The organism is Pseudomonas sp. TE3644 (assembly GCF_056278815.1).
In genome coordinates this window covers 6,460,694-6,484,093 of the sequence record NZ_JBWBQF010000001.1, presented here as the reverse complement: position 1 = coordinate 6,484,093, position 23,400 = coordinate 6,460,694, and the positions used below count along the sequence as shown (strand labels likewise).

The following is a 23,400-nucleotide window of genomic DNA, read 5'->3' as shown; positions in this document are numbered from 1 at the left end:
GATGTGGCGACCGATCACGTGGCGATGACTTTAGGCGTTCACACCAGCGCTGGTACGCATCTGCCCCTCAATCCTGCGCTTCAACCCGCGGCTTTCAATGATCAGCCGCGAACCACTGGCACGGTTCGCCCGCCCCCAGTCCTCCAGCAGTTCCAGGCAAGAGTGATCGATGTAACGCAGGTTACCCAGCGGCACATGGACGATGCTGCCCGCCGGAATGGTATCCAGCACCTGAGTCAGCGCCGGCACCTTGAGGAACGTGGCCGCCCCGGTCAGGCGCAATTCCAGTTCCTTGTCATCACGCTCCACCAGGTTGATCTTCAAGCGCGCCGCTTTCAGCGCCAGCATCAGCAGGGTCAGGGCAAAGCCCAGCAACACACCGGTCAGCAGGTCGGTGAAGATAATGGCCAGGGCCGTGGCACCGTAGATGAACATCGGCATGCGCCCATAACGTCCCAGGCTGCGCAGCGCCTTGAGGTCCACCAGCTTGAAGCCGGTATACACCAGCACGCCCGCCAGGCTGGCCACCGGAATGCTTTGCAGCACACTGGACAGCACCACCACGAAGCCCAGCAACCAAACCCCATGCAATATCGCGGACATGCGTGTTTGCGCACCGGCCTGCACGTTGGCCGAGCTGCGTACGATCACGCCGGTCATCGGCAGTGCGCCCAGCACCCCACACAGCATATTGCCTACACCCTGCGCCGACAGTTCGCGGTCGAAGTCAGAGCGTACGCCGCTGTGCATGCGATCCACCGCCGCAGCCGAGAGCAGTGTTTCGGCGCTGGCGATAAACGCTACGGCGAAAGCGGCAATCAGCAAGGTGGGATCGGCCAGGTTGAGCAGATCCGCAGGGCGCAGCCAATCGATGGCCTCAGCCAGGTTGGCCGGTACTTCCACGCGCTTGACCGCCATGCCCATGGCCAGGCTGACGGCGGTGGCCACGCCGACACCCAGCAGCGCGCCCGGCACAAAACGCAGCCGCTGGGGCCGCAGTTTCTCCCACGCATACATGATCGCGATGGTACCCAGCCCCAGCAGCCCGGCCTGCCAGCCAATACCAGCGCCCATCACCGGCAGGGCCTCGGCCACCGCGCCGGGGAAGCCGATCAGGTTGTGCATGCCCGATGGCAGTGGGGTGCGATCGAGCATCACGTGCAACTGCGACAGCACAATCAACACGCCGATACCCGCCAGCATCCCGTAAACCACGGCCGGCGCGGTGACGCGGAACCAGCAACCCAGTTTGAAGCGGCCTGCGAGCAATTGCAGAAAGCCTGCCAGCAACAGGATCGGGCCCAACATGGCCATGCCGTGCTGACGCACCAGCTCGAACACCAATACCGCAAGCCCCGCAGCCGGCCCGCTGACCTGCAACGGCGAGCCCGCCAAAAAGCCCACCACCACGCCACCGATGATCCCGGTGATCAACCCCTTCGCCGGCGGCATGCCGGACGCGATGGCGATGCCCATGCACAGTGGCAGCGCCACCAGGAACACCACCACCGAAGCCAATAACTCTCGCGGCAATACCGCCTTTAACTGTGCCATGTTCATGACGTTTCTCCTGAAAAGTAGTGCTGCAAGCCACATCCATGGCCGATCTCGAAAACCCTGTCAGGTTTTTCAGGCATGCGACTGCCCGCAACCGGGCCTACGGGCCGGCTGGCAATAACAGGGTTTTCGATAACGGCAACGGGGCAGGCGGCGTACCACAGTACGCCGCCCTCCAGGCCTCGTTTATCGCAAGGTCCGAGCGTTAGAAGCGCCCTTTGGGCGTTGCACTCGGGGTCGGCAGGGTGCCGTCCAGAGGGACGAAGCAGTCGCGCTCAGCGTCGTAGGCTTTGATTTCGCTGGTCTCGATGCTGTAGACCCAACCGTGAATGAACAACTGGCCGCTGGCCATGCGCGAGGCCACCGACGGGTGGGTACGCAGATGCTGCAGTTGGGCGATGACGTTCTCCTCGGTCAGCACCTTCATGCTTTCGGCTTCGGTGGCGCAGTTGCAGTTGTCGTGCACCACGGTCTTGGCCACTTCGGCGTGACGCAGCCAGGCCTTTACCGTGGGCATCTTTTCCAGCGTGTGCGGGTTGAGCACAGCGCGCATGGCGCCGCAGTCCGAGTGCCCGCAGACGATGATGTGATGCACGCCCAACGCCATGACGGCGTATTCGATGGCGGTGGAAACACCACCGTTCATCTGGCCGTACGGCGGCACCACGTTGCCCACGTTACGGGTCACGAACAGGTCGCCAGGCGAGCTGTGGGTGATCAGCTCGGGCACGATCCGCGAGTCAGCGCAGGTGATGAACATCGCCCGTGGGGTCTGGGCAGTGGCCAGTTTCTTGAACAGTTCTTCCTGCTGCGGAAACACTTCGTGGTGAAAATGCAGAAAGCCATCAACGATCGTCTTCAGTGCAGCTTCCGCGCTTTCAGCCTCGACGGCCGGCTCGTTCAGGGAAGAGTCCTTGTCGGTCATGATTCGTCCTCGTGAGTCGGTTAAAGGATTTTTCCCATTTTACGGGGTAAAACGCCCTACAAGAAGAAACTATGCAGGGCGATTTATGCAGCTTAGTGACTAATCGGTCACGTGGGATTCAAGGTAGAGATGAAATCTTAATTCAAGCTGAATAGAAGGCTCTGGGACGGGGGTTTGAAGTGTTTCAGGAAGCTACGAAGTGATGGCAAAAAAACATGATCTTAACTGCCAGAAGCCCTGAAACCGGCTCGGATCCACCCGCAATGGCCTTTGCTGGTCGCAAAGCGGACGGCGGTTTGTAGACCTTCAAAGGTATACAGCGTCATCGAGGCAGCGTAAGCTCATTGTAGCTACAATATGCTCACAAGGAGCCACTCATGGCGCATACTGAAGTTGTAAGGACCCGCATCGACAGCGAACTCAAGGCCAGTGCCACGGCTGCGCTTGAGGAAATGGGCATGACGATTTCGCAAGCCATTCGAATGATGTTGGTCCAGGTTGCCCAAACAAGAGAGCTGCCCTTCCAGGTTAAAGCCCCGTCACTCAATGCACGTGCTCACAAGGTGATGGAGGAACAGGACGCCAACCCGATAACCGTCGAATATGAGAGTGCAGAGGCCTTGTTCAAGGATCTCGGCGTTTGAGATCTAAAGCTCTGGTCATTCGAACAGGTCGTAAAAGCCGCCTGTCTGCTCTAGCGTGATCGTGCCCAGATGGATGTCACAGCGGTAGATCACCCACCAGTCGAACCCCACTCGACAGTTCCAGCGGCCAGGCGCGTTCACCAAGGGACAGTCGCATGCCTTCAACGGCAGGGGCAGTTGCTGTTCAAGGAGCTTCACCGCCTCTTTGAAAAATGTGGCATCACGCCCAGCACTATGCCGTTTGAAATCCTCGAGGAACTGCGGGGTTATCAAGATTTTGAGCAAGGTCGAGCCCACGTCGAAAAACGTCCGAGCGTAAAGACCTAAGCTAGAAAGTGATACCCAGTGGTCATCCCTGGTAACAACATCACAGCAACGACATCTGCCCCCCAGGCGGGCAAAAGGCGGTGCAGTCCAGCGAATAGCCTTCGCGCCGGCTCAGCCCGTAACGCTTGATACCGGCCTTGAACCGCTGCTCCAGCAAATCGGCAAACACGCCCTCGCCGCGAAAGCGCGCGCCAAAGCGGCTGTCATACAGCTCACCGCCACGGCTCTGGCGGATCAGGCTCAGCACATGGTCGGCCCGTTGCGGGTAATGCTGCTGCAGCCACTCCTCGAACAACGGGGCCACTTCCAGCGGCAAGCGCAGCAGCATGTAGTTGGCCGTCAGCGCCCCCGCCGCCTTGGCTTCGCGCAGCAGGCTTTCCAGCTCCATGTCGTTGATCATGGGGATCATCGGTGAGCACAGCACGCCCACGGGGATGCCGGCCTCGCGCATCACCCGGATGGCACGCAGCCGCGCCTTGGGGGCCGCGGCGCGCGGCTCCAGGGTGCGTTTGAGTTCGTCGTCCAGGGTGGTGAGGCTGATCATCACCGACACCAGATTGAGCTGCGCCAGCTCGGTCAGCAGGTCCAGGTCGCGCAATATCAGTGAGCCCTTGGTGACGATGGTGACCGGATGGCGGTAGCGCAACAGCACTTCCAGCACGGCGCGGGTCAGCTTGTGTTCACGCTCGATGGGCTGGTAGGGGTCGGTATTGGAGCCCAGGTTGATAGGCGCCACCTTATAGCCACGCTTGGACAGTTGCTGTTCCAGCAGGGCGGCGGCGTTGGTCTTGGCGATCAGCTTGGTTTCGAAATCCAGGCCGGGGGACATGTCCCAGTAGGCGTGGCTGGGGCGGGCGTAGCAGTAGATGCAACCATGCTCGCAACCGCGGTAAGGGTTGATGGTGCGGTCGAAGGGCAGGTCGGGGGAGGTGTTGCGAGTGATGATGCTCTTGGCCGTCTCGATGCGCACTTCGGTGCCCTGCGTGACCGGGACTTCCTGGTACCAGCCATCGTCTTCGGCCACCGAGCGGTGGGCGGCGAAGCGGTTGTGCGGGTTGGCGGCAGTGCCGCGGCCTCGTGGGGGCAGGGGCGTGGACATGGGTGGGCCTCTGTGCTGTATTTATATACAGTACACAGGCCGCAACCGTTTGGATAGCGCCGACCGTCCTGTAGCCGCTGCCGCAGGCTGCGCTGGCCCTCACCTTCGCTGGAGATCTCCAGTGTCAATGAGGGCCAGCGCAGCCTGCGGCAGCGGCTACAGGGGATTTTACTTGGAGGTCACTTGGCCCAGGTCATCGCCTGAGGTGGTTTTCAGGTCATCGGTGCGCAACGCTTTCACGTCCTTGGCCGATACCTGCGACCCGTTGTTGCCCCAACTGGTGCGGATGAAGTTCACCACGTCAGCCACTTCCTGGTCCGACAGGCGCCAGGCGTAGGACGGCATCGTGAAGTTCGACGGCGCGGTCTTGGTGGCCACCAGGGTGCCGCCCTTGAGCACGATATGGATCAGCGAGGTCGCGTCTTCAGTCTGCAACACCGGGTTGCCGGCCAGGGCCGGGAACACGCGGGTGTAGCCCTTGCCGTCAGTACGGTGGCAGGCGGCGCAGTTGTCGATGTACACCGAGGCACCCGGCTTGCTGTCGTCGCCTTTCCACAGCGCATCGGCGACGGCCTTGTCGTAGACCTGCGGCTTGTCGTCGGGATTCACCGCCGGCAAGGACTTCAGGTACCGGGCAATGGCGGTCAGGTCGGCGTCGCTCATGTACTGCATGCTGTGCTCGACCACGTCGCTCATGCCACCGAACACAGCGGTGCGGTCGCTGCGGCCGGTTTTCAGGAAGGCGGCCAGCTCTTCTTCGCTCCAGCTGCCCAGGCCGTCCTTGTGATCACCGCGCAGGTTCTTGGCGATCCAGCCTTCCAGCGGCGCGGAACCTGCCAGGAATTCCTTGCCGTCAGCCGGGTTCAGGGCCTTTTCCTGCATGGTGATGGCACGCGGGGTGTGGCAGGCGCCACAGTGGCCCAGGCCCTCGACCAGGTAGGCGCCACGGTTGATGGACTCATCGTTGCCAGCGGCTGTGAACGGCTCGACCTTGGGCGCGAACATGCCGCGCCAGATAGCCAGCGGCCAGCGCATGCTCAGCGGCCAGGGGATATCGACGTCCTTGTTCTCCTGAGGCACCGGCTGCACGCCCTTCATGAAGTAGGCATACAGCGCGTGCATATCTTCATCGCTGACGCGCGCGTAGGACGGGTACGGCATGGCCGGGTACAAGGTACTACCGCTTTTGCCGACGCCGTGACGGACAGCCTGGTCGAAGTCTTCGTACGAATATTCGCCGATACCGGTCTTGTCCGGGGTGATGTTGGTGGAATAGATGGTGCCGATCGGCGTTTCCATCGGCAGGCCACCGGCGAACGGCTTGCCGCCCTTGGCGGTGTGGCAGGCGACGCAGTCGCCAGCACGGGCCAGGTACTCGCCTTTCTGCACCAGCGCTGGGTCAAACGACGGTTCGGCTGCCCATACGGGCAGGCTGGCCAGGGCCAGGGATGCGATAAACAGGTTTTTCATGGTCATCGCTCCTTAAGCCTGCACCAGCGGGCCGGGGTTTTTCAGGTACTGCTCGCGAATGGCGCGGGCCGACCAGTAGGTCAGCGCGGCAACCAGGCCGGTAGGGTTGTAGCCCAGGCCTTGTGGGAACGCGGAAGCACCCGGCACGAACACGTTGTGCACGTCCCAGCTCTGCAGGTAACGGTTGATGGCGCTGGTCTTGGGGTCGGTGCCCATGATCGCGCCGCCGTTGAGGTGGGTGGTCTGGTAGGCGGCAGTGTTGAATTTTTCACCCACTTTCTTGCCCAGGATAGCGATGGACTTGGGGTTCATGGCCTTGGCGATCTTGCTCAGCTTGTCCGCCATGAACATGTTCATCTTGATGTCGTTTTCCTGCCAGTTGAAGGTCATGCGCAGCAGCGGCATGCCGAACGCGTCCTTGTAGGTAGGGTCCAGGTCGAGGTAGTTGCCACGGTAGGACTGATGCGCACCGTGGGCGTCCATCGACACCTGGTGGGTGTAGTACTCAGCCGTAGTCTTTTTCCACGCGCTGCCCCAGGCCGGGGTGCCGGGCGGGTTGGAAGTGCCGGCGATAGGGCGGCTGCCGGCCTGGTTGACCCAGAACGGCGAACCCCCGACGAAGCCGTGCGGGCCATGGTCAAAGTTATCGGCGTTGAAGTCATCGATGGCCACGCCATTGCCGCCGGCACCGATGAAGTTGTTGGTGTGGGTGTCTTTGTCGAAGAAGGCTTTGACCGTGGCCATGTTCTGGTAAGCGAAGTTCTTGCCCACCACGCCTTCACCGCTGACCGGGTCGTACGGCTTGCCGATGCCCGACAACAGCATCAGGCGTACGTTGTTGAACTGGAAAGCACCGAGGATCACCAGGTCCGCAGGCTGCTCCACTTCACGGCCTTGGGCGTCGATGTAGCTGACACCGGTGGCCAGCTTCTTGTCATCGGTGAGGTTGACCTTCAGCACATGGGCATTGGTGCGCAGCTCGAACTTGGGCTCCTGGCGCAGGGCCGGCAGGATGTTCACGTTCGGCGAAGCCTTGGAGTACATGTAGCAGACGTAGCCGCTGCAGAACCCGCAGAAGTTGCACGGCCCCATCTGCGCACCATAGGGGTTGGTGTACGGCCCCGAGGTATTGGCAGACGGCAGGTTGTAGGGCTTGTAGCCCGACTCGGTGGCGGCCTTGTGGAACAGCATCGCCGAGACGCCGTTCTTCTGCGCTTCGAGCGGGAAGGGGTTGGAGCGATCCGGTGCGTAGGCGTTGCCGCCTTTGCCCTGGCCAACGACTTGGCCCTTGACCGACCAGGCGGTGCCCGAGGTGCCGAAAACTTTTTCCGAGAAGTCGAAGAACGGCTCCAGTTCTTCGTAGGTCACGCCGAAGTCCTGAATGGTCATGTCTTCGGGGATGAATTTCTTGCCGTAGCGCTCTTCGTAGTGGCTGCGCATGCGCAACTCGATCGGGTCGACACGAAAGTGCACGCCCGACCAGTGCAGGCCCGCGCCGCCCACGCCTTTGCCCGGCAGGAACGCGCCCAGCTGGCGGTTGGGCAAGGCCACGTCATTGACGCTGTGACGGATGGTGACGGTCTCTTTGGAAATATCCTGGAAGAGTTTTTTACGCACGCTGTAGGTCAATTCATCGATGACCTGCGGATAGTTGCCGTCCGGGTAGGTGTCCTGCATCGGCCCGCGCTCCAGCGCTACCACGTGCAAGCCTGCCTCGGTGAGTTCCTTGGCCATGATGGCGCCGGTCCAGCCGAAGCCGACGATTACCGCGTCGACTTTTTTCAATACGGTCGCCATGCTCAAGCCCTCTCGCCGCGAATGGATACTGCCGGGAAGGGATAGGCCTCGTTGCGTTCCACCCAATCCATGAAATCAGCGCGTGCGCCGGGGAAGCCCACCAGGGTCCAGCCGACCATGCCCTTGTTGCCGCCGTGCACCGGGTCGCTGAAAAAGCCTTCCTTGGTGTTCTGAATCAGCAGTGCGAAGAAGGACTTGGACGGCACGTCATCGAACTGGATCTCGCCCGACTCAAGCTTGGTCAGCACGCTTTCCTGGGCGGCGGTGTCCAGTTGGGCAAACACCTTGCCGGCCTGCTTCTGGCACCAAGCGTCGGTGGCGGCGATGCCCAGACGGTAGATTTCCCGGGGCACCAGTTTGAGCTGGTAGCCCATTTCCGGCGGCGCATCGGCCACGAACGGCCCCTGCATGAACCACAACGCCCCGCTGGCGTAGGCGGTGTTCATCTGCCGGTCGATGAATTCCGGCGCACCGGCCTCCAGCGCACCCGGGCCCAGGTCATCAGCCGGGATCAGCCGCGCCACGGCGGCGTTGACGAACGCCCACTCTTCGGCGGTGAAGTAGGTGGGCTGATAGTCCTGCGCTGGCTTGACAGGCGCCGGCGCGGCCGGCTTTTCCGGCGCTGCCATCAGCTCGCCCACACCCATGCCCAGGCCAGTGCTGGCCACGGTGACGACGGGTATCAGGGTCAGTGTTTTGCGCAGGAAATCGCGCCGCGGGTTGTCGTGGTCTTGTTCATACATGGGTGATCCTCATCCGATCGCGGATTGTTCGCAGCCTTGGGGCTGCTTATCTTTTTGGTTGCTCATCGAGCTGCACAGGCGGGCATCGCGACGCTCTAAATAAAGAGCACCACGACGTTTTTTAGTTTTATCGAGTCTGGGCGGCACGCCAGGTTGTTGCTTCAGCCTCAGAAAAGGCTTTTCGAGAAGCGAAAATGTAACCGGTTTCAGCTAGGTTTTACAGGACTTTTACACGAAGTTTTACTTAAGCATAACGAACGGTGAGCAATCGGTAGGCGGTCGCCGCGTGTGCAGTGAGAGGGGTGGCGAAGGCGTCGATATGAAAACCAACTGCCTGTGGGACCGGGCGAAGCTCGGGAAGCGGACGACGCGACATTGCTGCCAGCCTTTTCCCGAGCTCCGCCCGGTCCCACAGAGACAATTGCTGATAGCGGGTTACGCCTCAGGCTTCTTCAGCTTCGGGTTGGGGAAGAATTGCACCGTCTGCACTTTCGGGTTGGCGACTTTCGGCGCCGACTGGTTAACCCGCGTCCCCAGCTCGCTGGGGATCGACTGGCCTTGTGCATTGAGTGTGTCGCTGTAGCCACAGGCCACGCACTCACGGTGCGGGACTTCGTCCTCGCTCCACATCATCAGCTTGTCCGACTCGCTGCACGCCGGGCAGACAGCCCCGGCGATGAAGCGTTTCTTGGTCTTGATCACGGTACTTTCACTCATGCTGCCGCGTCCTCACTCAGGCCGCTGTGGCGCAAGAGTGCATCAATCGACGGCTCGCGGCCGCGGAAGTCGACGAACAACACCATCGGCTCCTGCGAGCCGCCGCGCGCCAGGATGGCTTCGCGGAAGGCACGACCGGTGGCTTCGTTGAGCACGCCTTCTTCCTCGAAGCGCGAGAAGGCGTCGGCCGACAGCACTTCCGCCCACTTGTAGCTGTAGTAACCGGCCGCATAGCCGCCAGCGAAGATGTGCGCGAAGCTGTTGGGGAAGCGGTTGAACGCCGGTGGGCGCATCACCGAGACTTCGTCACGCACGCCTTCGAGCACCTGCAGCACCGAGCGGCCGTCGCCGTGGGTAGCGTGCAGTTCGAAGTCGAACAGCGAGAACTCCAGCTGACGCACCATCATCAGGCCGGACTGGAAGTTCTTGGCGGCCAGCATTTTCTCCAGCAGGTCCTGGGGCAGGGCGACACCGGTCTCGTAGTGGCCGGAAATCAGCGCCAGGCCTTCCGGCTCCCAGCACCAGTTTTCCATGAACTGGCTTGGCAGCTCGACCGCATCCCACGCCACGCCATTGATACCCGACACGCCAGCGTGCTCGACGCGGGTCAGCAGGTGATGCAGGCCGTGACCGAATTCGTGGAACAGGGTGGTCACTTCATCGTGGGTCAGCAGCGCTGGCTTGCCGGCGTCGGCCGGGGTGAAGTTGCACACCAGGTTGGCCACCGGGCTTTGCACCACGCCATCGACCTTGCGGCGATGATCACGGGCGCCGTCCATCCAGGCACCGCCACGCTTGTTGGCGCGGGCGTACAGGTCGAAGAAGAAGCGGCCCACGTGCTGGCCGTTTTCCTTGATTTCGAACAGGCGAACATCGGGGTGCCAGGTGTCGAAGCCAGTCTGTTCGGCGATTTCGATGCCATACAGGCGCTGGACGATGGCGAACAGGCCGGTCAGCACTTTGTCGATCGGGAAGTAGGCGCGAAGGGCTTCCTGGGAAACGCTATAGCGCTGTTCGCGCAGCTTTTCACCGTAGAAGCCGCTGTCCCAGCTTTGCAGATCGGGGCAGCCTTGCTCGGCGGCGTAGGCCTTGAGCTGGGCCAGGTCTTGCGCGGCGAACGGCTTGCTGCGCTTGGCCAGGTCCCGCAGGAAACCCAGCACCTGGTCGCTGGACTCGGCCATTTTGGTGGCCAGGCTCAACTCGGAGAAGCTGCTGTAACCCAGCAATTGCGCCAGTTCCTGACGCAGGTCGAGGATTTGCTCCATCACCGGGCCGTTGTCGTTCTGGCCGGCGTTAGGGCCTTGGTCCGAAGCACGGGTGCAATAGGCGGCGTAGATTTCTTCGCGCAGGGCACGGTCCTGGGCGTAGGTCATCACCGCGTAGTAGCTGGGGAATTCCAGGCTGATCAACCAGCCGTCCAGATCCTTCGCCTTGGCCGCGGCAGCCATTTGCGCCTTGGCCGAATCGGTCAGGCCGGCCAGGGCCGCTTCGTCGGTGACGTGCTTGGTCCAGGCTTGGGTGGCGTCCAGCAGCTGGTTGGAGAACTGGCTGCCCAGCTCCGACAGCTTGCTCTGCACTTCGGCATAGCGCTGTTGCTGCTCGGGCGGCAGGTCGATACCCGACAGGCGGAAGTCGCGCAGCGAATGTTCCAGGATGGTTTTCTGCGCCACGTCGAAGGTGGCCGCTTCCGGGCTGTTGACCAGGGTTTCATAGGCCTGGAACAGTTCGCGGTTCTGGCCCATCTCGGTAGAGTAGGCGCTCAGGGCCGGCAGGCAGGCTTCATACGCCTGGCGCAGTTCCGGGCTGTTGCACACTGCGTTAAGGTGGCTGACCGGGCTCCACGCCGCGCCGAGGCGGTCGTTGAGTTCATCCATGGCCAGTACCAGGCCGGCCCAGGTAGGGTTCTTGACCTGGGTTTCGAGAATCTTGGCGATCGCCGCACGGTTGTCGGCCAGGATCTGTTCAATCGCCGGCTGTACGTGCTCGGCACGGATCGCCGAGAACGGTGGCAGGTCATAAGACTGCAGTAGCGGGTTGGTCGCGCTCACGGTTACACACCTTGGCTGAAGAAACACCAGACCATCTTAATTACAATCGGCGCTGACCGCAGCTATCAACGCCAGAGAAGGAGCCTATCGTGGCCATTCGTACTTTCCAGCAGCACACGCCCGTGGTGGGTGAGCGGGCCTTTGTCGACCGTTCGGCGGTTGTGATCGGCGATGTCGAAATCGGCGAAGACAGCTCGGTGTGGCCCATGACCGTGATCCGCGGTGACATGCACCGCATCCGCATCGGCGCCCGCACCAGCGTGCAGGACGCCAGCGTGCTGCACATCACCCACGCCGGGCCGTTCAACCCGGATGGCTTCCCGCTGATCATCGGCGACGACGTGACCATCGGCCATAAAGTGATGCTGCATGGCTGCACCGTCGGCAGCCGCATCCTGATCGGCATGGGCAGCACGGTGATGGACGGCGCGGTGGTGGAAGATGAGGTGATCATCGGCGCCGGCAGCCTGGTGCCGCCGGGCAAGCGCCTGGAAAGCGGCTTTCTTTATGTGGGCAGCCCGGTCAAGCAGGCGCGGCCGCTGACCGACAAGGAGCGCAGCTTCTTCACCTATACCGCCGCCAATTACGTAAAACTCAAGGACCAGCACCTGGACGCCGGCTTCGCCAGCCCCAATCCGCTGTCCACTGACTGATCCAGGAATACCCATGCACTATCAGAACATCCTCTTCGACCTCGACGGCACCCTGACCGACCCGCGCGAAGGCATCACCCGCTCGATCCAGTACGCGCTGGAGAAGCTGGGCATCATCGAACCCGACCTGCAAAAGCTTGAGCATTTCATTGGGCCACCGCTGTTGCAGGCATTTATGCAGTTCTATGGCTTTGAAGAAGAAAAGGCCTGGCAGGCGGTGAATTTCTATCGTGAGCGCTTCAAGGTCACCGGGCTGTATGAGAACGAAGTGTTCGAAGGGGTGATCGAGCTACTTGAAACCCTGGAAGCGCAGGGCCGCCACCTGTACGTGGCTACCTCCAAGCCGTGGGAATTTGCCCGTGAGATCGCCCGGCATTTCGACTTTGCCAAGCATTTCAAGGTGATCTACGGCAGCGAGCTGGATGGCACCCGCACCAACAAGGTGGAGTTGATTGCCCACCTGCTCAAGGAAGAAGGCCTGGACCCGGCGCAGACGCTGATGATCGGCGACCGCAAGCATGACCTGATTGGCGCCAAGGCCAATGGTGTGGATGTGGTGGCGGTGGGGTATGGCTTTGGTAGCCGGGAGGAGCTTGCGGCCGAGGCGCCTACCTATCATTTCGATACCCTGGTCCAGTTGCACCAGGCATTTTTGGGGTGAGGCTGATGGCCTCATCGCGAGCAAGCTTTGCTCCCACAGGTGTACGACTCAGGTGGGGTGAACACTGTGGGAGCAAAGCTTGCTCGCGAGAGGCCCTTACTATCGATACAAATCTCAGAGGCCAGCCAGGTGTATCAAGGCAGCCTTACGCTCATCCGGCGGCAATTTGCCCAAGCGCTCCACCTCGCTGAAGAACCTCGGCCAATCACCACCGACCTGCCTGAACAACGCCGCAAACGACGGCACCCACTGGTCATACAGCCCAAACGGCAACAGCTTGGCGTTGTTCATCGGCGAGTACATCCAGGCGTCATAGCGCTTGTCACCGCTCCACTGGCTATCACGCAGCTGCCGGTAATCAGCCCGCATCCGCTCGAACTCACGCTGTTTGGCCACGCGCATCGCTTCAGGCGACAACGGTTGGGCATACACCGCTTTCAACCGCTCCCGGGTATCGAGCACCAGCTGGGTGAACTGATGGATTTGTTTCGACTGGTCCACGTTCGCCGGCGGCAACCCCTGATACGCCCGCCACTGCCGCGTACCCTCCTGCTCGACAAAAGTGGCGTACGACTCGTTGAACTCACTGTCGTCCTTCACATAAAACCGCTGATGCGCCAGCTCATGGAAAATCAGCGTCGCCAGCCGTTCGTCGCCACGATCCATCATGGTGTTGATGATCGGGTCATCGAACCAACCCAGGGTCGAATAGGCATCCACGCCACCGATGTAGACGTCCATCCCAGCCTGCTTCTGCAAGGCTGCCTCGCCCCGTGCACCGCCCAGGCTGTAGTAACCACGATAGGCCACACACCCGGCGATCGGGAAACAGTGGGTTTGCGGATCAAGGGAGAACTCCCGGGTAGCGAACACATTCCACACCACCGATTTGCGCTGCACATCAGCGTATAGCCGGTAGCTACGGTTATCCGGCAGATGCAGATGGCTGCTTGCAAAGTCCCGCGCCGCTTGGGAGTGGCGCAGTTGCGCGCGCAGTTTGGCGTCCCTGGACGGGTCGGCAATCACCTGACTGACTGGCTCCCGGGCCCGTAATAGTTGCACTTGGCCACCCAGCAGCTGACCGTAATAGGTCGTACAACCGTTCAGCAGCAAAACGGTGAGCAGGGGAACCAAGCGCCAGATTTTGCGGTCGAGTGCCCCAGGGTCTGAACGCCTTGGAAAAATAAGATCGATCATCTGTCGCGTGAATCCTTCAGTGGGACGATGCGGCCATCATTGCCATCGGGAGTGTTGCCATGCGTGCCTTTTTCCTTGTCTGCGGTCTTGCGACCGTGGCCGGCTGTTCCACCTTGCCCAACCCCGACCCGCACCAGGCCTGGGTTGACCTGAAGGCCGGCTCCGACAATTCGCTGAAGGCGGTAAAGGTCGACAACCATGACTGGACCGACCCACGTTACTTCGAAGTGCAGCCAGGCGCTCATGAATTGTGGGTAACATTTCAATTCCCCGTGGCGCCCACCAACATCGGCCCCGTGGCGCAGCCGCTGTGGCGTGATTGCAAGATGAAGCTCAGCTTCAAGGATTTCAACGCCGGCCAGCGCTACCAGTTGGAAGCCGGCAGCCTGGGTTTCCAGCCGTGGGCCAAGCTGTATGACGGGCAGCGTTACGTGGTCGGCAAGGCGCAACCGGCTGGCTGCCAAGCTACGTAAGCGGCATAACGGGGGTATGCTGGAGCTCTGTCCCCACATTGGAGCCCATCATGCGCCGCGCCCTTGCTGTAGCAGTACTCGCCACCCTGGCCGGTTGCAGCATCACACCATTGCCGCCGGTCAATCCCCAGCAGGCCTGGGTCGACATGACCATGCTGGGCGGCAAGGTAATCATGGCCGAGCGCCTGGACGGCGTGCGCCTCAACGATGGCCGTTACTTCCAGGTAACCCCCGGCAGCCACGAGCTGATGGTGCGCTACGACTTCGAGATCTACGCGGGCGGGTTGATGATGATGGAGCCCGACGAACGCACCTGCTACATCAACGTGCGCTATGACGGCTTTCAGGCGGGCCAACGCTATCTGCTCGAAGCCCGCACGCTGGGCTTGAACCCCAGCGTACGGCTGTATGACTCGAGCAAAAAAGTGGTGGCCGAAGACAGGGCGGTCAACTGCCTGTTCTAGCGGTCGTTCTTTTGGTAGATGATTTTCTTGGTGCCGCCTTCGCATGAACCCACGACCATATTCTTGTCGTGAACTTCTTCATTGCTGACGATTTCGAGGGTGTAGGAAGTGACGCCCTGGGCCTGGATCTTGGCTTCGATCTCGGCCTTGAGTTCTTCACAGGGCTTGGTGGCTGCCAGAGCGCTGGTGGCCGCAGCACAGCAGGCGAGGGTCAATATCAGTCGCTTGATCATGATGGCATCCCTGAATGGCTGTAGGCGCCGGGCTTGACCGCAATAGCGACCAAGGTCGGCTCCTACAGTGGACCACAAAGGCCATCATCTGTTCCGGTGCTGCCTCAGCTGACCAGCGTGGCGTCCAGGCTGATCTTCGCGCCCTTGAGCACTTTGGACACCGGGCAGCCTTCCTTGGCCTTGTTGGCCAGTTCCAGGAACTGTTCCTGGGTGGCACCTGGCACCTTGGCCTTCAGGATCAGGTGCACGGCGGTGATCTCGAACCCTTCACCTACCTTGTCCAGAGTGACCTCGGCAATGGTGTCGATACGGTCGGCCGTCAGGTTGGCGCCGCCCAGGATCATCGACAGGGCCATCGAGAAACAACCCGCATGAGCCGCACCAATCAGCTCTTCCGGGTTGGTCCCAGGCTGGCCTTCGAACCGGGTGTTGAAGCCGTAGGGGTTGCTTTTCAGCGCGCCGCTTTCAGTGGAAATCTGGCCTTTACCGTCCTTCAGGCCGCCTTGCCAAACCGCCGATGCTGTTTTTTTCATGATTGCTCCTCGGGTTGCACGCAAAGGTTCGCGCGGGTACTGAGTTTAGGAGGCTGGCGATGCAGGCAAGTTCAGATCGATTGACAAACACGCATTGAAGTTTCTCAATATGCCCATACTGTTGGGTAAAGGGCAGGGTGGACAGCGCGCACCAGCCTCCCGTTTACGACTGAGGACCTGCCCCATGAAACGACTCGCCGATATCAAGATTTCCGCCCTGGACCTGGTGCCCGTGCGCGCCGACAAGGGCCCTGCGCACTCGCTGCGCAACTCGCTGGACCTGGCGCAGCACCTGGAAAAATTCGGCTACCACCGCTTCTGGGTGGCCGAACACCACAACATGGACGGCATCGCCAGCTCGGCCACCGCCGTACTGCTGGGCTATCTGGCTGGCGGTACCTCCACCATCCGCGTTGGCAGCGGCGGGGTGATGCTGCCCAACCATGCGCCGCTGGTGATTGCCGAACAGTTCGGCACCCTGGAAAGCCTGTACCCGGGCCGTATCGACCTGGGCCTGGGCCGAGCGCCGGGCTCCGACCAGATGACCGCCCGCGCCCTGCGCCGCGAGCGCTCGGGCAGCGCCGACGATTTCCCCGATGACGTGCGCGAACTGATGAGCTACCTGGGCCCACGCACGCCTGATCAAAAAGTGATCGCCGTGCCCGGCACCGGCACCCAGGTGCCGATCTGGCTGCTGGGCTCCAGCCTGTTCAGCGCGCAGTTGGCTGGCATGTACGGTTTGCCGTACGCCTTCGCCTCACATTTCGCACCGCGCTACATGCACGAAGCCATTCGCGTGTACCGCAACCACTTCAAACCGTCGGACGTGCTGGACAAGCCGTACGTGATGCTGGGCGTGCCGCTGGTGGCGGCCGACACTGACGAGCAGGCCGACTACCTGGCCACCTCGGTGTACCAGCGCATCCTCAACCTGATGCGTGGCCAGAGCCTGGTGCAGCAACCGCCGGTGAAGAGTATGGAAGGGCGCTGGTTGCCCCACGAGAAAGCCGCAGTAAGCGACTTCCTGGGCCTGGCCATGATCGGCAGCCCGCAGAAGATTCGCGCCAAGCTGGATGTGTTGCTGGAGCAGACTCAGGCAGACGAATTGATCTTCACCTGCGACCTGTATGAACACGCCGACCGGCTGCATTCCTACGAACTGCTGGCGCAGCTCGCCAAGGGCTGAAAACAGCCTGTAGCCGCTGCCGCCAGGCTGGGCTGGCCCTATACCTCACTGAAGATTCCCAGTGAACAACAGGGCCAGCGCAGCCTGGCGGCAGCGGCTACAGGTTATTTCTTGTACACAATTTCCTTGTGGCCGGCTTCGCAGGTGCCTACCACCTTGCCGCCGGTGCCCTTGTCGGCAATTTCCAGCGTGTAATGGGTCACGCCTTTCGCATCGAGTTTTGCGGCGATTTCCGATTTCAGTTCTTCGCACGGCTTGCCTGCCGCCAGTGCCGAACCCGCCATGCATAACAACCCTGCTGCCAACAAAATCTTCTTCATCGGTCACATTCCCTGGTCAGAACAAAGCAAAAAAGCGCCCGGTAGCGTTACCGGTTGCCCCCCAGCAATGTTTGTAGCGGAATACCGGCCTTTCGGCCAGTAGGACGCGTCCGGAAATGCTGTCAGCTATTTTCTATGCGGAAGCCCACCTTCAGGGTCACCTGAAAGTGCGCCGCCTTGTTGTTCTCGATATGCCCACGGGTTTCCAGCACCTCGAACCACTCCAGGTGCTTGATGGTCTTGCCGGCCTCGGCCAGGGCGTTGTTGACGGCCTCTTCGATGCTGTTGGCCGAAGAACCAACCAGTTCGATCAGCTTGTAGGTGCGATGGTCAGACATGGTGAATCTCCTTTCGATAGTGGTCTTGAGCGTAGGTGGCCTTTTAGCTCTGTGCCGAATCGGGGCGCAAAAGTTCAGATGCACTGCACTTTCCTGAAGCAGTGCAGTCGGAAACTTACACACGCAACTCACCACGCAGGAGAGACACCTATGGCTACTTCACTTCGCAAAGCTTCGTTGCAAAGCATGGAAGCGGAAATCGAAAGTCTGCTCAAATCGCTGGAGAGCTTGAAGGACGATGCGTCCGACGAGTCGCGCAAAACCCTGAAAAGCCTGCGCGCCAACGCCGAAAATGCACTGAAACACTCGCGTCATCTGCTCAGTGACGTGTATGAAGACGTGAAGGTGAAAACCCGCGAAACCGGCGTGGCCACCCGCGACTACGCGCAGGAACACCCCTGGACCACCGCAGGCGTCGCCATTGGCGCTTTGGGCCTGCTGGCCGGCTACCTGCTGGTCAAACGCGGCAACTAATCCGTCTGGCGCGCCAGCTCCGCCGTGAGCCATTGCGCCAGTTGCCGGGCGCGTCCATCGTCGGCGCGCCGGGGCACCCACAGCGCCAGGCGCGCCGAGGTTTCGCTGAAACCCCACGGCGCTGCCAGTCGCCCCGCCCGCAGGTCGTCGATGACCAGTGGTTCCGGGGCGATGGCCACCCCCAGGCCGGCCACCGCCGCCTCCAGCAGATAATACAAATGCTCGAACCCCTGGCCGTTGCGCAACTGGCCGGGCGCCATGCCGTGGCTGTGTGCCCAGTTGGGCCAGGCCTGCGGGCGCGAGGTGGTGTGCAGCAGTGGCTCGCCCGCAAGGGCGTGGGCCGGGGCGGTTGCCAGTTTTCCAAAGCCTGTGAATCGCGGGCTCAGGACCGGGCCGATGCGCTCCACGGCTAATTCATAGACTTTCATGTCAGCAGGCCATGGCGGCTCGGCAAACACCAACCAGGCATCCAGGCCGGGACGGCGCGGGTCAAGGTCACCCTCGGCGGCCGACAGGTGCAAACGCAGGTCAGGCAAATCCGCATTGAGCTTGCCCAGCCGTGGAATGAACCAGCGCGCCAGCAGGCTGCCGGAGCAGCCCAGCACGAAGGGCGCATCGCTGGCACCCTGGCTGATCTCGGCGCAAGCCGTGCGCAGGCGCTCGAAGGCATCGCCGCTGGCATCGCGCAGGCGCTGTCCCGCATCTGTGAGTTTCAGGCCCCGGCCTTCCTTGACGAACAGGCTCACCCCCAAGTGCTCTTCCAGCACCTTCAGCTGCCGGCTGATGGCGCCGTGGGTCACGTGCAGCTGTTCGGCAGCGCGGCTTACGCTGTTCAGCCGGGCGGTGGCTTCGAACGCACGCAAGGCGTTCAGGGGGGGCAGGTCGCGGCTCATGGTATCTGTGAGTTTTCCTGACAGGTTGCAGCAATCTTATCGGTTTTATTCAAGGCGTGCCGTGGTTACAGTAGATTCATAGCTGACCTATTCATTTTCACCTGGAGCGACCCATGACCCAGACTACCCTGCGCACCGGCCCCGATGACAACGGCCTGTTTGGCGCCTTCGGCGGCCGCTACGTGGCTGAAACCCTGATGCCGTTGGTGCTCGACCTGGCCCGCGAATACGAAGCCGCCAAGGCCGACCCCGAATTCCTCGAACAGCTGGCCTATTTCCAGCGCGACTACATCGGCCGCCCGAACCCGCTGTACTTCGCCGAGCGCCTGACCGAACACTGCGGCGGCGCCAAGATCTACTTCAAGCGCGAAGAGCTGAACCACACCGGCGCGCACAAAGTGAACAACTGCATTGGCCAAGTGTTGCTGGCCAAGCGCATGGGCAAAAAACGCCTGATCGCCGAAACCGGCGCCGGCATGCACGGCGTGGCCACCGCCACCGTGGCTGCGCGCTTCGGCCTGCCTTGCGTGATCTACATGGGCGCTACCGACATCGAGCGCCAGCAGGCCAACGTGTTCCGCATGCGCCTGCTGGGTGCCGAGATCGTGCCAGTCACCGCCGGCACCGGCACCTTGAAAGACGCCATGAACGAAGCGCTGCGCGACTGGGTGACCAACGTCGATGACACCTTCTACCTGATCGGCACCGTGGCCGGCCCACACCCGTACCCGGCCATGGTCCGCGACTTCCAGTCGATCATCGGCAAGGAAACCCGCGAGCAACTGCACGCCAAGGAAGGGCGCCTGCCCGACAGCCTGGTGGCCTGCGTGGGCGGTGGCTCCAACGCCATGGGCCTGTTCCACCCCTTCCTGGACGACGCCAGCGTCGAGATCATCGGCGTTGAAGCCGGCGGCCACGGCGTGGACACCGACAAGCACGCGGCCAGCCTGAACGGCGGCGTACCGGGCGTGCTGCACGGCAACCGCACCTACCTGCTGCAGGACGGCGACGGCCAGATCACCGACGCCCACTCGATTTCCGCCGGCCTGGACTACCCAGGTATCGGCCCGGAACACGCCTGGTTGCACGAGATCAAGCGCGTGAACTACGTCAGCATCACCGACGAAGAAGCCCTGGCCGCGTTCCACACCACCTGCCGCCTGGAAGGCATCATCCCGGCCCTGGAGACCGCCCACGCCTTGGCTGAAGCCATCAAGCGCGCGCCAACCCTGCCCAAGGATCACCTGATGGTCGTCTGCCTGTCCGGCCGTGGCGACAAAGACATGCAAACCGTGATGAGCCATATGGCCGCCGCCGAGCAGGAGAAACTGGCATGAGCCGTCTAGAACAACGTTTCGCCGACCTGAAAGCCGAAGGCCGCGCCGCCCTGGTCACCTTCGTGACCGCAGGCGACCCTGGCTACGACGCCTCCCTGGCCATCCTCAAGGGCCTGCCCGCCGCTGGCGCCGACGTGATCGAGCTGGGCATGCCCTTCACCGATCCAATGGCGGACGGCGTTGCCATCCAGCTGGCTACCCTGCGTGCCCTGGACGCCGGCCAGACGCTGGCCAAAACCTTGAAGATGGTGCGCGAGTTCCGCGTCGACAACACCACCACGCCGATCGTGCTGATGGGTTACTACAACCCGATCCATCGCTTTGGCGTGGAAGCCTTCGTGGCCGAGGCCAAGCAAGCCGGTGTCGATGGCCTGATCATCGTCGACCTGCCGCCCGAGCATGACGCCGAACTGGCCACCCCGGCCCAGGCCGCCGGCATCGACTTCATCCGCCTGACCACGCCCACCACCGACGATGCGCGTTTGCCGCGCGTACTGGAGCGCAGCTCCGGCTTCGTCTACTACGTGTCGGTGGCCGGCGTGACCGGTGCCGGTTCCGCCACCACTGAAGCCGTCAGCAGCGCCATCGAGCGCCTGCGCCGCCACACCAGCCTGCCGATCAGCGTCGGTTTCGGCATCCGCACCCCCGAGCAGGCAGCGGCCATCGCCCGTCTGGCCGACGGCGTGGTGGTGGGATCGGCACTGGTGGACAAGATCGCCAATGCGCCGTCTGAAGACCAGGCCGTGGGCGATGTGCTGGAACTGTGCTCGGCCTTGGCCCAGGGCGTACGTAAGGCGCGGGTCAGCTGAAGGTAAATGTTTTGTTACAAAGGAATTAGTTGCTGATATTTCTGACTAATTTCACAGACCAGAGGGAACCTGATCGATAAGATCCGGTTCCCTTTTTTGTTGTTTGAGCAGTGAGGATTCGCTCGATGAAACTCTCCAAGCCACTGATTGCCAGCCTCGGCCTTGCACTCGTCGGCCTGACTGGCATGGCCCATGCCGATCAATGGGGCCCTGGCGGCCCTGGTGGCCCGGATGGTCATTACGATCACCGTGATGACCACCGCGATCATCGTGACGACCGTCGCTTCGACCACGGCGGCCCACCGCCGCGCGACTTTGGCCCGATTCGCCAGCACGCCTTCGACCATCGCGGTTACTTCGGCCGTGCCGAGCGCCTGCCGCCAGGCGTGTTCGTGGTCCAGGGCCGCCCGCTGGCACCTGGCTACGGCCGCCCGCTGGGCCCGCGTGAGCTGGAGCAACTGCCTTACTACCCAGGCTACCAGTGGATCGCCTATGGCCCGGATATCGTGCTGATCCAGGACGGTACCGGTGTGGTTTACCAAGTGCTGCAAGGCGTGTTGGCTTATTGATTTCCCTTTTGACACACCACCGCGAGGAACGCGTATGAAACTGCCAAAAACTGTAATCGCAGGCCTGGGCGTGCTGCTGGTTGGCGTCACCCCATTGCTGCAAGCGGCCCCAGGCCCGGATGATCAGCGCCAGGGCGGTGATCAGCACCAACAACAGCAACAGCAAGGCGGTCAGCGCGGCAACGAGCATGGCGCGCCGCAGCAACAGCAGCACGCTGGCGGTGGCAACCGTCCGCCACAGGACTTTGGCCCTGTGCGCCAGACCATCCAGCAGCACCGCGACACCTTCGGCCGCGGCAGCCCGCTGCCACCGAACGTGCACGTGGTCAAAGGCCGCCCACTGCCCCACGGCTACGGCAAGCGCCTGGACAGCCGCGCGCTGTCGCAGCTGCCACGCTACCCTGGCTACGAATGGCGCCGCCTGGGCTCTGACGTAGTGCTGATCTCGGTCGGTACCGGCGTGGTGTACGAGATTCTCGATGGTGTGTTGAACTGATAACGCCGCAACACCGTAGCCGCTGCCGCCAGGCTGCGCTGGCCCTGTGCCTCACTGGAGATTTCCAGTGTAATCACGGGCCAACGCAGCCTGCGGCAGCGGCTACATCACCCGCCGAACACCGATAGCTTCAAAGGCCGCACCGCCCCCATCCAGATCGCATGATCACGGTGGTCCGCCAACTCATCCCCACTCAACGGGTGCAAGAACACCACCAACCCGTTGCGGTTCATCGCCAGCCACGGCAATACCTGCACCACGGCCTGCGACTCAAACGCCAACTGGCAACTCCACTCGGGATGCGGCCCCACCAGCTTTTCATGCACCCGCCCCATGACCACGGGCAACTGCCGTGCGGCTTCCTCGCAGAGTGCCCGCGCCTGGTCGACGGTTGAGGCGTCGAAGTAGATGTGGGCGTGGTAGCCCTGGATTGCTTGCACAGTCGTTCTCCGCGTGTGGATAACTGAAGATTACCAGCTCCCACCCTGAGCTTGCTCAGCCATCAACCACTCCACAAACCGCCCAATCATCTCCCCCCGCCGCTTACGCTGCGGCACCACCACGTAATACCCCAACGCCGAACTGGCAGCCTCGGCGATCGGCCGGCACAGCAACCCCTGCTCGATCAACGCATCCACCAGGTGCCGCCAACCAATAGCCACGCCTTGGCCGGCAATGGCGGCCTGGATCAGCAGGGTGTAGTTATCGAACCGCAGTTGCCCCGGTGCTGGCGCGCTGGGGATATGCAGTTGGCGAAACAGGCCGGCCCAGTTGAACCAGTGGCTGGTGCTTTCCCCACGCAGGTGCAGCAAAGGGAGGTCCAGCAATGCCTGGGGCGACAAGGGTAGGGCGCGGCCTTCCAGCAGACGCGGGCTGCACACGGGGAAGACTTCCTCGGCAAACAGCCAGTGGCTGTCCCCCTGCTTGAAACGACCATCGCCAAACAGCACGGCCACATCGATATCGGCGCGCAGCATGGCGTGGCTGCGTTCGCTGGTCACCAGGCTCACATCCACGTGCGGGTGGGCCTGGTGGAAGCGGTGCAGGCGCGGCATCAGCCAGTACGCGGCGAAGGCGAAGTCGGTGGCCACCTGCAGCACTTCGTGTTGTGGTTGGGTGGTGATGGCGGCCAGGCCCTGGGCGATGGCGTCGAAGCCCGACTGCACGGCCTCGAACAGGGTGCGGCCGGCGTCGGTCAGTTCGATGCCGCGGTAGATGCGGTCGAACAGGCGCGTGGCCAGTTGGTCTTCCAGGCGCTTGATCTGCTGGCTGACGGCGGGCTGGGTGGTGCCCAGTTCGGCGGCGGCCACGGTGAAGCTGCGATGACGGGCCGCGCATTCGAAGGCGCGCAGCAGGTCCAGGGACAGGTCGGCGAGGCTATCAAACATTAGCTGTGCTTATCCTAGGCATTGCCCGGCATGGGCTTTACCTCATTTC

At 62.1% G+C, this 23,400-nt stretch carries 28 protein-coding genes; 11 read left to right on the top strand and 17 right to left on the bottom strand.

Translation table 11 applies throughout. From position 1 onward, the window contains the following. Window positions 1–30: 30 nt before the first annotated feature. Both ACZ9GA_RS28865 and ACZ9GA_RS28860 read right to left on the bottom strand, forming a co-directional pair. Window positions 31–1,560: a SulP family inorganic anion transporter gene (locus ACZ9GA_RS28865; RefSeq protein WP_457358947.1), complete on the bottom strand. Its 1,530-nt coding sequence runs from the start codon at window positions 1,558–1,560 to the stop codon at window positions 31–33. A gap of 202 nt (window positions 1,561–1,762) precedes the next feature. Next, window positions 1,763–2,482 carry a carbonic anhydrase gene (locus ACZ9GA_RS28860; RefSeq protein ID WP_027980992.1) on the bottom strand — a complete coding sequence of 240 codons (720 nt, stop codon included), beginning with the start codon at window positions 2,480–2,482 and terminating at the stop codon, window positions 1,763–1,765. Window positions 2,483–2,859: 377 nt separating this feature from the next. Here ACZ9GA_RS28860 and ACZ9GA_RS28855 point away from each other — a divergent pair, with 377 nt between their 5' ends. Next, window positions 2,860–3,126 carry a type II toxin-antitoxin system RelB/DinJ family antitoxin gene (locus tag ACZ9GA_RS28855; protein WP_457358949.1) on the top strand — a complete coding sequence of 89 codons (267 nt, stop codon included), beginning with the start codon at window positions 2,860–2,862 and terminating at the stop codon, window positions 3,124–3,126. A gap of 15 nt (window positions 3,127–3,141) precedes the next feature. On the opposite strand, the gene ACZ9GA_RS28850 is transcribed toward ACZ9GA_RS28855, so the two are convergent. From ACZ9GA_RS28850 to prlC, 7 genes are all read right to left on the bottom strand, one after another. After that, entirely contained in the window at window positions 3,142–3,423 is a 282-nt protein-coding gene (locus tag ACZ9GA_RS28850; protein WP_457358951.1) for a type II toxin-antitoxin system mRNA interferase toxin, RelE/StbE family, read from the bottom strand. 70 nt (window positions 3,424–3,493) lie between these two features. Next, complete coding sequence (locus tag ACZ9GA_RS28845; RefSeq protein WP_457358953.1) at window positions 3,494–4,552, bottom strand: PA0069 family radical SAM protein; 1,059 nt, start codon at window positions 4,550–4,552, stop codon at window positions 3,494–3,496. A 168-nt stretch (window positions 4,553–4,720) separates the two neighbouring features. Next, on the bottom strand, window positions 4,721–6,022 hold the full coding sequence (locus ACZ9GA_RS28840; protein WP_457358954.1) for a c-type cytochrome: 1,302 nt from the start codon (window positions 6,020–6,022) through the stop codon (window positions 4,721–4,723). Window positions 6,023–6,034: 12 nt separating this feature from the next. Then, window positions 6,035–7,819 (bottom strand): GMC family oxidoreductase, encoded by a 1,785-nt coding sequence (locus ACZ9GA_RS28835; RefSeq protein WP_457358956.1) that lies wholly within the window; start codon window positions 7,817–7,819, stop codon window positions 6,035–6,037. Window positions 7,820–7,821: 2 nt separating this feature from the next. Continuing rightward, window positions 7,822–8,562, bottom strand: a complete 741-nt coding sequence (locus tag ACZ9GA_RS28830; protein WP_457358958.1) for a gluconate 2-dehydrogenase subunit 3 family protein — start codon at window positions 8,560–8,562, stop codon at window positions 7,822–7,824. A gap of 435 nt (window positions 8,563–8,997) precedes the next feature. Further along, window positions 8,998–9,279 (bottom strand): YheV family putative zinc ribbon protein, encoded by a 282-nt coding sequence (locus tag ACZ9GA_RS28825; RefSeq protein ID WP_027980985.1) that lies wholly within the window; start codon window positions 9,277–9,279, stop codon window positions 8,998–9,000. Next, a complete protein-coding gene (gene prlC / locus ACZ9GA_RS28820; RefSeq protein ID WP_457358960.1) occupies window positions 9,276–11,327 on the bottom strand; it encodes an oligopeptidase A in 2,052 nt (683 codons plus the stop codon). Before prlC ends, ACZ9GA_RS28825 begins: the two co-directional genes overlap by 4 nt. Before the next feature lie 89 nt (window positions 11,328–11,416). Here prlC and ACZ9GA_RS28815 point away from each other — a divergent pair, with 89 nt between their 5' ends. Beyond that, window positions 11,417–11,980, top strand: a complete 564-nt coding sequence (locus ACZ9GA_RS28815) for a gamma carbonic anhydrase family protein (RefSeq protein WP_457358962.1) — start codon at window positions 11,417–11,419, stop codon at window positions 11,978–11,980. Window positions 11,981–11,993: 13 nt separating this feature from the next. Then, window positions 11,994–12,641 carry an HAD family hydrolase gene (locus tag ACZ9GA_RS28810; protein WP_457358964.1) on the top strand — a complete coding sequence of 216 codons (648 nt, stop codon included), beginning with the start codon at window positions 11,994–11,996 and terminating at the stop codon, window positions 12,639–12,641. Between the two features lie 114 nt (window positions 12,642–12,755). Here the strand turns inward: ACZ9GA_RS28810 and ACZ9GA_RS28805 are convergent, their stop codons facing one another. Next, the gene (locus tag ACZ9GA_RS28805; protein WP_457358966.1) at window positions 12,756–13,838 is read right to left on the bottom strand and encodes an aminopeptidase; all 1,083 of its coding nucleotides are present in this window, start codon (window positions 13,836–13,838) and stop codon (window positions 12,756–12,758) included. A gap of 59 nt (window positions 13,839–13,897) precedes the next feature. On the opposite strand from ACZ9GA_RS28805, the gene ACZ9GA_RS28800 reads away from it, so the two are divergent. Next, a complete protein-coding gene (locus ACZ9GA_RS28800; RefSeq protein WP_457358968.1) occupies window positions 13,898–14,311 on the top strand; it encodes a PA0061/PA0062 family lipoprotein in 414 nt (137 codons plus the stop codon). 50 nt (window positions 14,312–14,361) lie between these two features. Next, window positions 14,362–14,775: a PA0061/PA0062 family lipoprotein gene (locus tag ACZ9GA_RS28795; protein ID WP_457358970.1), complete on the top strand. Its 414-nt coding sequence runs from the start codon at window positions 14,362–14,364 to the stop codon at window positions 14,773–14,775. Here the strand turns inward: ACZ9GA_RS28795 and ACZ9GA_RS28790 are convergent. Both ACZ9GA_RS28790 and ACZ9GA_RS28785 read right to left on the bottom strand, forming a co-directional pair. Beyond that, window positions 14,772–15,008 carry a DUF1161 domain-containing protein gene (locus ACZ9GA_RS28790; protein WP_457358971.1) on the bottom strand — a complete coding sequence of 79 codons (237 nt, stop codon included), beginning with the start codon at window positions 15,006–15,008 and terminating at the stop codon, window positions 14,772–14,774. The two genes, ACZ9GA_RS28795 and ACZ9GA_RS28790, sit on opposite strands and share 4 nt — an antisense overlap. A 104-nt stretch (window positions 15,009–15,112) precedes the next feature. Next, on the bottom strand, window positions 15,113–15,541 hold the full coding sequence (locus tag ACZ9GA_RS28785; protein ID WP_027980977.1) for an OsmC family protein: 429 nt from the start codon (window positions 15,539–15,541) through the stop codon (window positions 15,113–15,115). Window positions 15,542–15,725: 184 nt separating this feature from the next. Between ACZ9GA_RS28785 and ACZ9GA_RS28780 the strand changes: the two genes are divergently transcribed. After that, entirely contained in the window at window positions 15,726–16,727 is a 1,002-nt protein-coding gene (locus ACZ9GA_RS28780; protein ID WP_457358973.1) for an LLM class flavin-dependent oxidoreductase, read from the top strand. A gap of 104 nt (window positions 16,728–16,831) precedes the next feature. Here ACZ9GA_RS28780 and ACZ9GA_RS28775 read toward each other — a convergent pair whose 3' ends face one another. Beyond that, window positions 16,832–17,047, bottom strand: a complete 216-nt coding sequence (locus tag ACZ9GA_RS28775) for a DUF1161 domain-containing protein (protein ID WP_457358975.1) — start codon at window positions 17,045–17,047, stop codon at window positions 16,832–16,834. Window positions 17,048–17,169: 122 nt separating this feature from the next. Beyond that, complete coding sequence (locus ACZ9GA_RS28770) at window positions 17,170–17,385, bottom strand: dodecin (RefSeq protein WP_457358977.1); 216 nt, start codon at window positions 17,383–17,385, stop codon at window positions 17,170–17,172. Window positions 17,386–17,535: 150 nt separating this feature from the next. On the opposite strand from ACZ9GA_RS28770, the gene ACZ9GA_RS28765 reads away from it, so the two are divergent. After that, a complete protein-coding gene (locus ACZ9GA_RS28765) occupies window positions 17,536–17,859 on the top strand; it encodes an ElaB/YgaM/YqjD family protein (protein WP_027980973.1) in 324 nt (107 codons plus the stop codon). Here the strand turns inward: ACZ9GA_RS28765 and ACZ9GA_RS28760 are convergent. Further along, a complete protein-coding gene (locus ACZ9GA_RS28760; RefSeq protein WP_457358979.1) occupies window positions 17,856–18,752 on the bottom strand; it encodes a LysR family transcriptional regulator in 897 nt (298 codons plus the stop codon). The genes ACZ9GA_RS28765 and ACZ9GA_RS28760 overlap by 4 nt on opposite strands. Window positions 18,753–18,865: 113 nt before the next feature. Between ACZ9GA_RS28760 and trpB the strand changes: the two genes are divergently transcribed. The 4 genes from trpB (at window position 18,866) to ACZ9GA_RS28740 (ending at window position 21,963) form a co-directional block, all read left to right on the top strand. Next, window positions 18,866–20,089 (top strand): tryptophan synthase subunit beta, encoded by a 1,224-nt coding sequence (gene trpB, locus ACZ9GA_RS28755; RefSeq protein WP_455920942.1) that lies wholly within the window; start codon window positions 18,866–18,868, stop codon window positions 20,087–20,089. After that, window positions 20,086–20,898 carry a tryptophan synthase subunit alpha gene (gene trpA, locus ACZ9GA_RS28750; protein ID WP_457358981.1) on the top strand — a complete coding sequence of 271 codons (813 nt, stop codon included), beginning with the start codon at window positions 20,086–20,088 and terminating at the stop codon, window positions 20,896–20,898. The genes trpB and trpA overlap by 4 nt, the downstream gene beginning before the upstream one ends. A gap of 125 nt (window positions 20,899–21,023) precedes the next feature. Next, on the top strand, window positions 21,024–21,467 hold the full coding sequence (locus tag ACZ9GA_RS28745) for an anti-virulence regulator CigR family protein (RefSeq protein WP_457358983.1): 444 nt from the start codon (window positions 21,024–21,026) through the stop codon (window positions 21,465–21,467). A gap of 34 nt (window positions 21,468–21,501) precedes the next feature. Further along, entirely contained in the window at window positions 21,502–21,963 is a 462-nt protein-coding gene (locus ACZ9GA_RS28740) for an anti-virulence regulator CigR family protein (protein ID WP_457358984.1), read from the top strand. 107 nt (window positions 21,964–22,070) lie between these two features. On the opposite strand, the gene ACZ9GA_RS28735 is transcribed toward ACZ9GA_RS28740, so the two are convergent. Together ACZ9GA_RS28735 and ACZ9GA_RS28730 are read right to left on the bottom strand one after the other, a co-directional pair. Beyond that, window positions 22,071–22,403 carry a DOPA 4,5-dioxygenase family protein gene (locus ACZ9GA_RS28735; RefSeq protein WP_457358986.1) on the bottom strand — a complete coding sequence of 111 codons (333 nt, stop codon included), beginning with the start codon at window positions 22,401–22,403 and terminating at the stop codon, window positions 22,071–22,073. Between the two features lie 30 nt (window positions 22,404–22,433). After that, entirely contained in the window at window positions 22,434–23,351 is a 918-nt protein-coding gene (locus tag ACZ9GA_RS28730; RefSeq protein ID WP_457358988.1) for a choline sulfate utilization transcriptional regulator, read from the bottom strand. Window positions 23,352–23,400: the final 49 nt, after the last annotated feature.

Excerpts from the sequence above, each read along its gene's own strand:
- trpB (WP_455920942.1), top strand. The coding sequence starts at position 18,866 with ATGACCCAGACTACCCTGCGCACCGGCCCCGATGACAACGGCCTGTTT.
- ACZ9GA_RS28775 (WP_457358975.1), bottom strand. The coding sequence starts at position 17,047 with ATGAAGAAGATTTTGTTGGCAGCAGGGTTGTTATGCATGGCGGGTTCG.
- ACZ9GA_RS28825 (WP_027980985.1), bottom strand. The coding sequence starts at position 9,279 with ATGAGTGAAAGTACCGTGATCAAGACCAAGAAACGCTTCATCGCCGGG.
- ACZ9GA_RS28855 (WP_457358949.1), top strand. The coding sequence starts at position 2,860 with ATGGCGCATACTGAAGTTGTAAGGACCCGCATCGACAGCGAACTCAAG.
- ACZ9GA_RS28795 (WP_457358970.1), top strand. The coding sequence starts at position 14,362 with ATGCGCCGCGCCCTTGCTGTAGCAGTACTCGCCACCCTGGCCGGTTGC.
- ACZ9GA_RS28745 (WP_457358983.1), top strand. The coding sequence starts at position 21,024 with ATGAAACTCTCCAAGCCACTGATTGCCAGCCTCGGCCTTGCACTCGTC.
- ACZ9GA_RS28845 (WP_457358953.1), bottom strand. The coding sequence starts at position 4,552 with ATGTCCACGCCCCTGCCCCCACGAGGCCGCGGCACTGCCGCCAACCCG.
- ACZ9GA_RS28780 (WP_457358973.1), top strand. The coding sequence starts at position 15,726 with ATGAAACGACTCGCCGATATCAAGATTTCCGCCCTGGACCTGGTGCCC.
- ACZ9GA_RS28740 (WP_457358984.1), top strand. The coding sequence starts at position 21,502 with ATGAAACTGCCAAAAACTGTAATCGCAGGCCTGGGCGTGCTGCTGGTT.
- ACZ9GA_RS28770 (WP_457358977.1), bottom strand. The coding sequence starts at position 17,385 with ATGTCTGACCATCGCACCTACAAGCTGATCGAACTGGTTGGTTCTTCG.
- ACZ9GA_RS28810 (WP_457358964.1), top strand. The coding sequence starts at position 11,994 with ATGCACTATCAGAACATCCTCTTCGACCTCGACGGCACCCTGACCGAC.
- ACZ9GA_RS28785 (WP_027980977.1), bottom strand. The coding sequence starts at position 15,541 with ATGAAAAAAACAGCATCGGCGGTTTGGCAAGGCGGCCTGAAGGACGGT.
- ACZ9GA_RS28830 (WP_457358958.1), bottom strand. The coding sequence starts at position 8,562 with ATGTATGAACAAGACCACGACAACCCGCGGCGCGATTTCCTGCGCAAA.
- ACZ9GA_RS28805 (WP_457358966.1), bottom strand. The coding sequence starts at position 13,838 with ATGATCGATCTTATTTTTCCAAGGCGTTCAGACCCTGGGGCACTCGAC.
- ACZ9GA_RS28765 (WP_027980973.1), top strand. The coding sequence starts at position 17,536 with ATGGCTACTTCACTTCGCAAAGCTTCGTTGCAAAGCATGGAAGCGGAA.
- trpA (WP_457358981.1), top strand. The coding sequence starts at position 20,086 with ATGAGCCGTCTAGAACAACGTTTCGCCGACCTGAAAGCCGAAGGCCGC.
- ACZ9GA_RS28760 (WP_457358979.1), bottom strand. The coding sequence starts at position 18,752 with ATGAGCCGCGACCTGCCCCCCCTGAACGCCTTGCGTGCGTTCGAAGCC.
- ACZ9GA_RS28840 (WP_457358954.1), bottom strand. The coding sequence starts at position 6,022 with ATGAAAAACCTGTTTATCGCATCCCTGGCCCTGGCCAGCCTGCCCGTA.
- ACZ9GA_RS28730 (WP_457358988.1), bottom strand. The coding sequence starts at position 23,351 with ATGTTTGATAGCCTCGCCGACCTGTCCCTGGACCTGCTGCGCGCCTTC.
- ACZ9GA_RS28835 (WP_457358956.1), bottom strand. The coding sequence starts at position 7,819 with ATGGCGACCGTATTGAAAAAAGTCGACGCGGTAATCGTCGGCTTCGGC.
- ACZ9GA_RS28790 (WP_457358971.1), bottom strand. The coding sequence starts at position 15,008 with ATGATCAAGCGACTGATATTGACCCTCGCCTGCTGTGCTGCGGCCACC.
- ACZ9GA_RS28860 (WP_027980992.1), bottom strand. The coding sequence starts at position 2,482 with ATGACCGACAAGGACTCTTCCCTGAACGAGCCGGCCGTCGAGGCTGAA.
- ACZ9GA_RS28800 (WP_457358968.1), top strand. The coding sequence starts at position 13,898 with ATGCGTGCCTTTTTCCTTGTCTGCGGTCTTGCGACCGTGGCCGGCTGT.
- ACZ9GA_RS28865 (WP_457358947.1), bottom strand. The coding sequence starts at position 1,560 with ATGAACATGGCACAGTTAAAGGCGGTATTGCCGCGAGAGTTATTGGCT.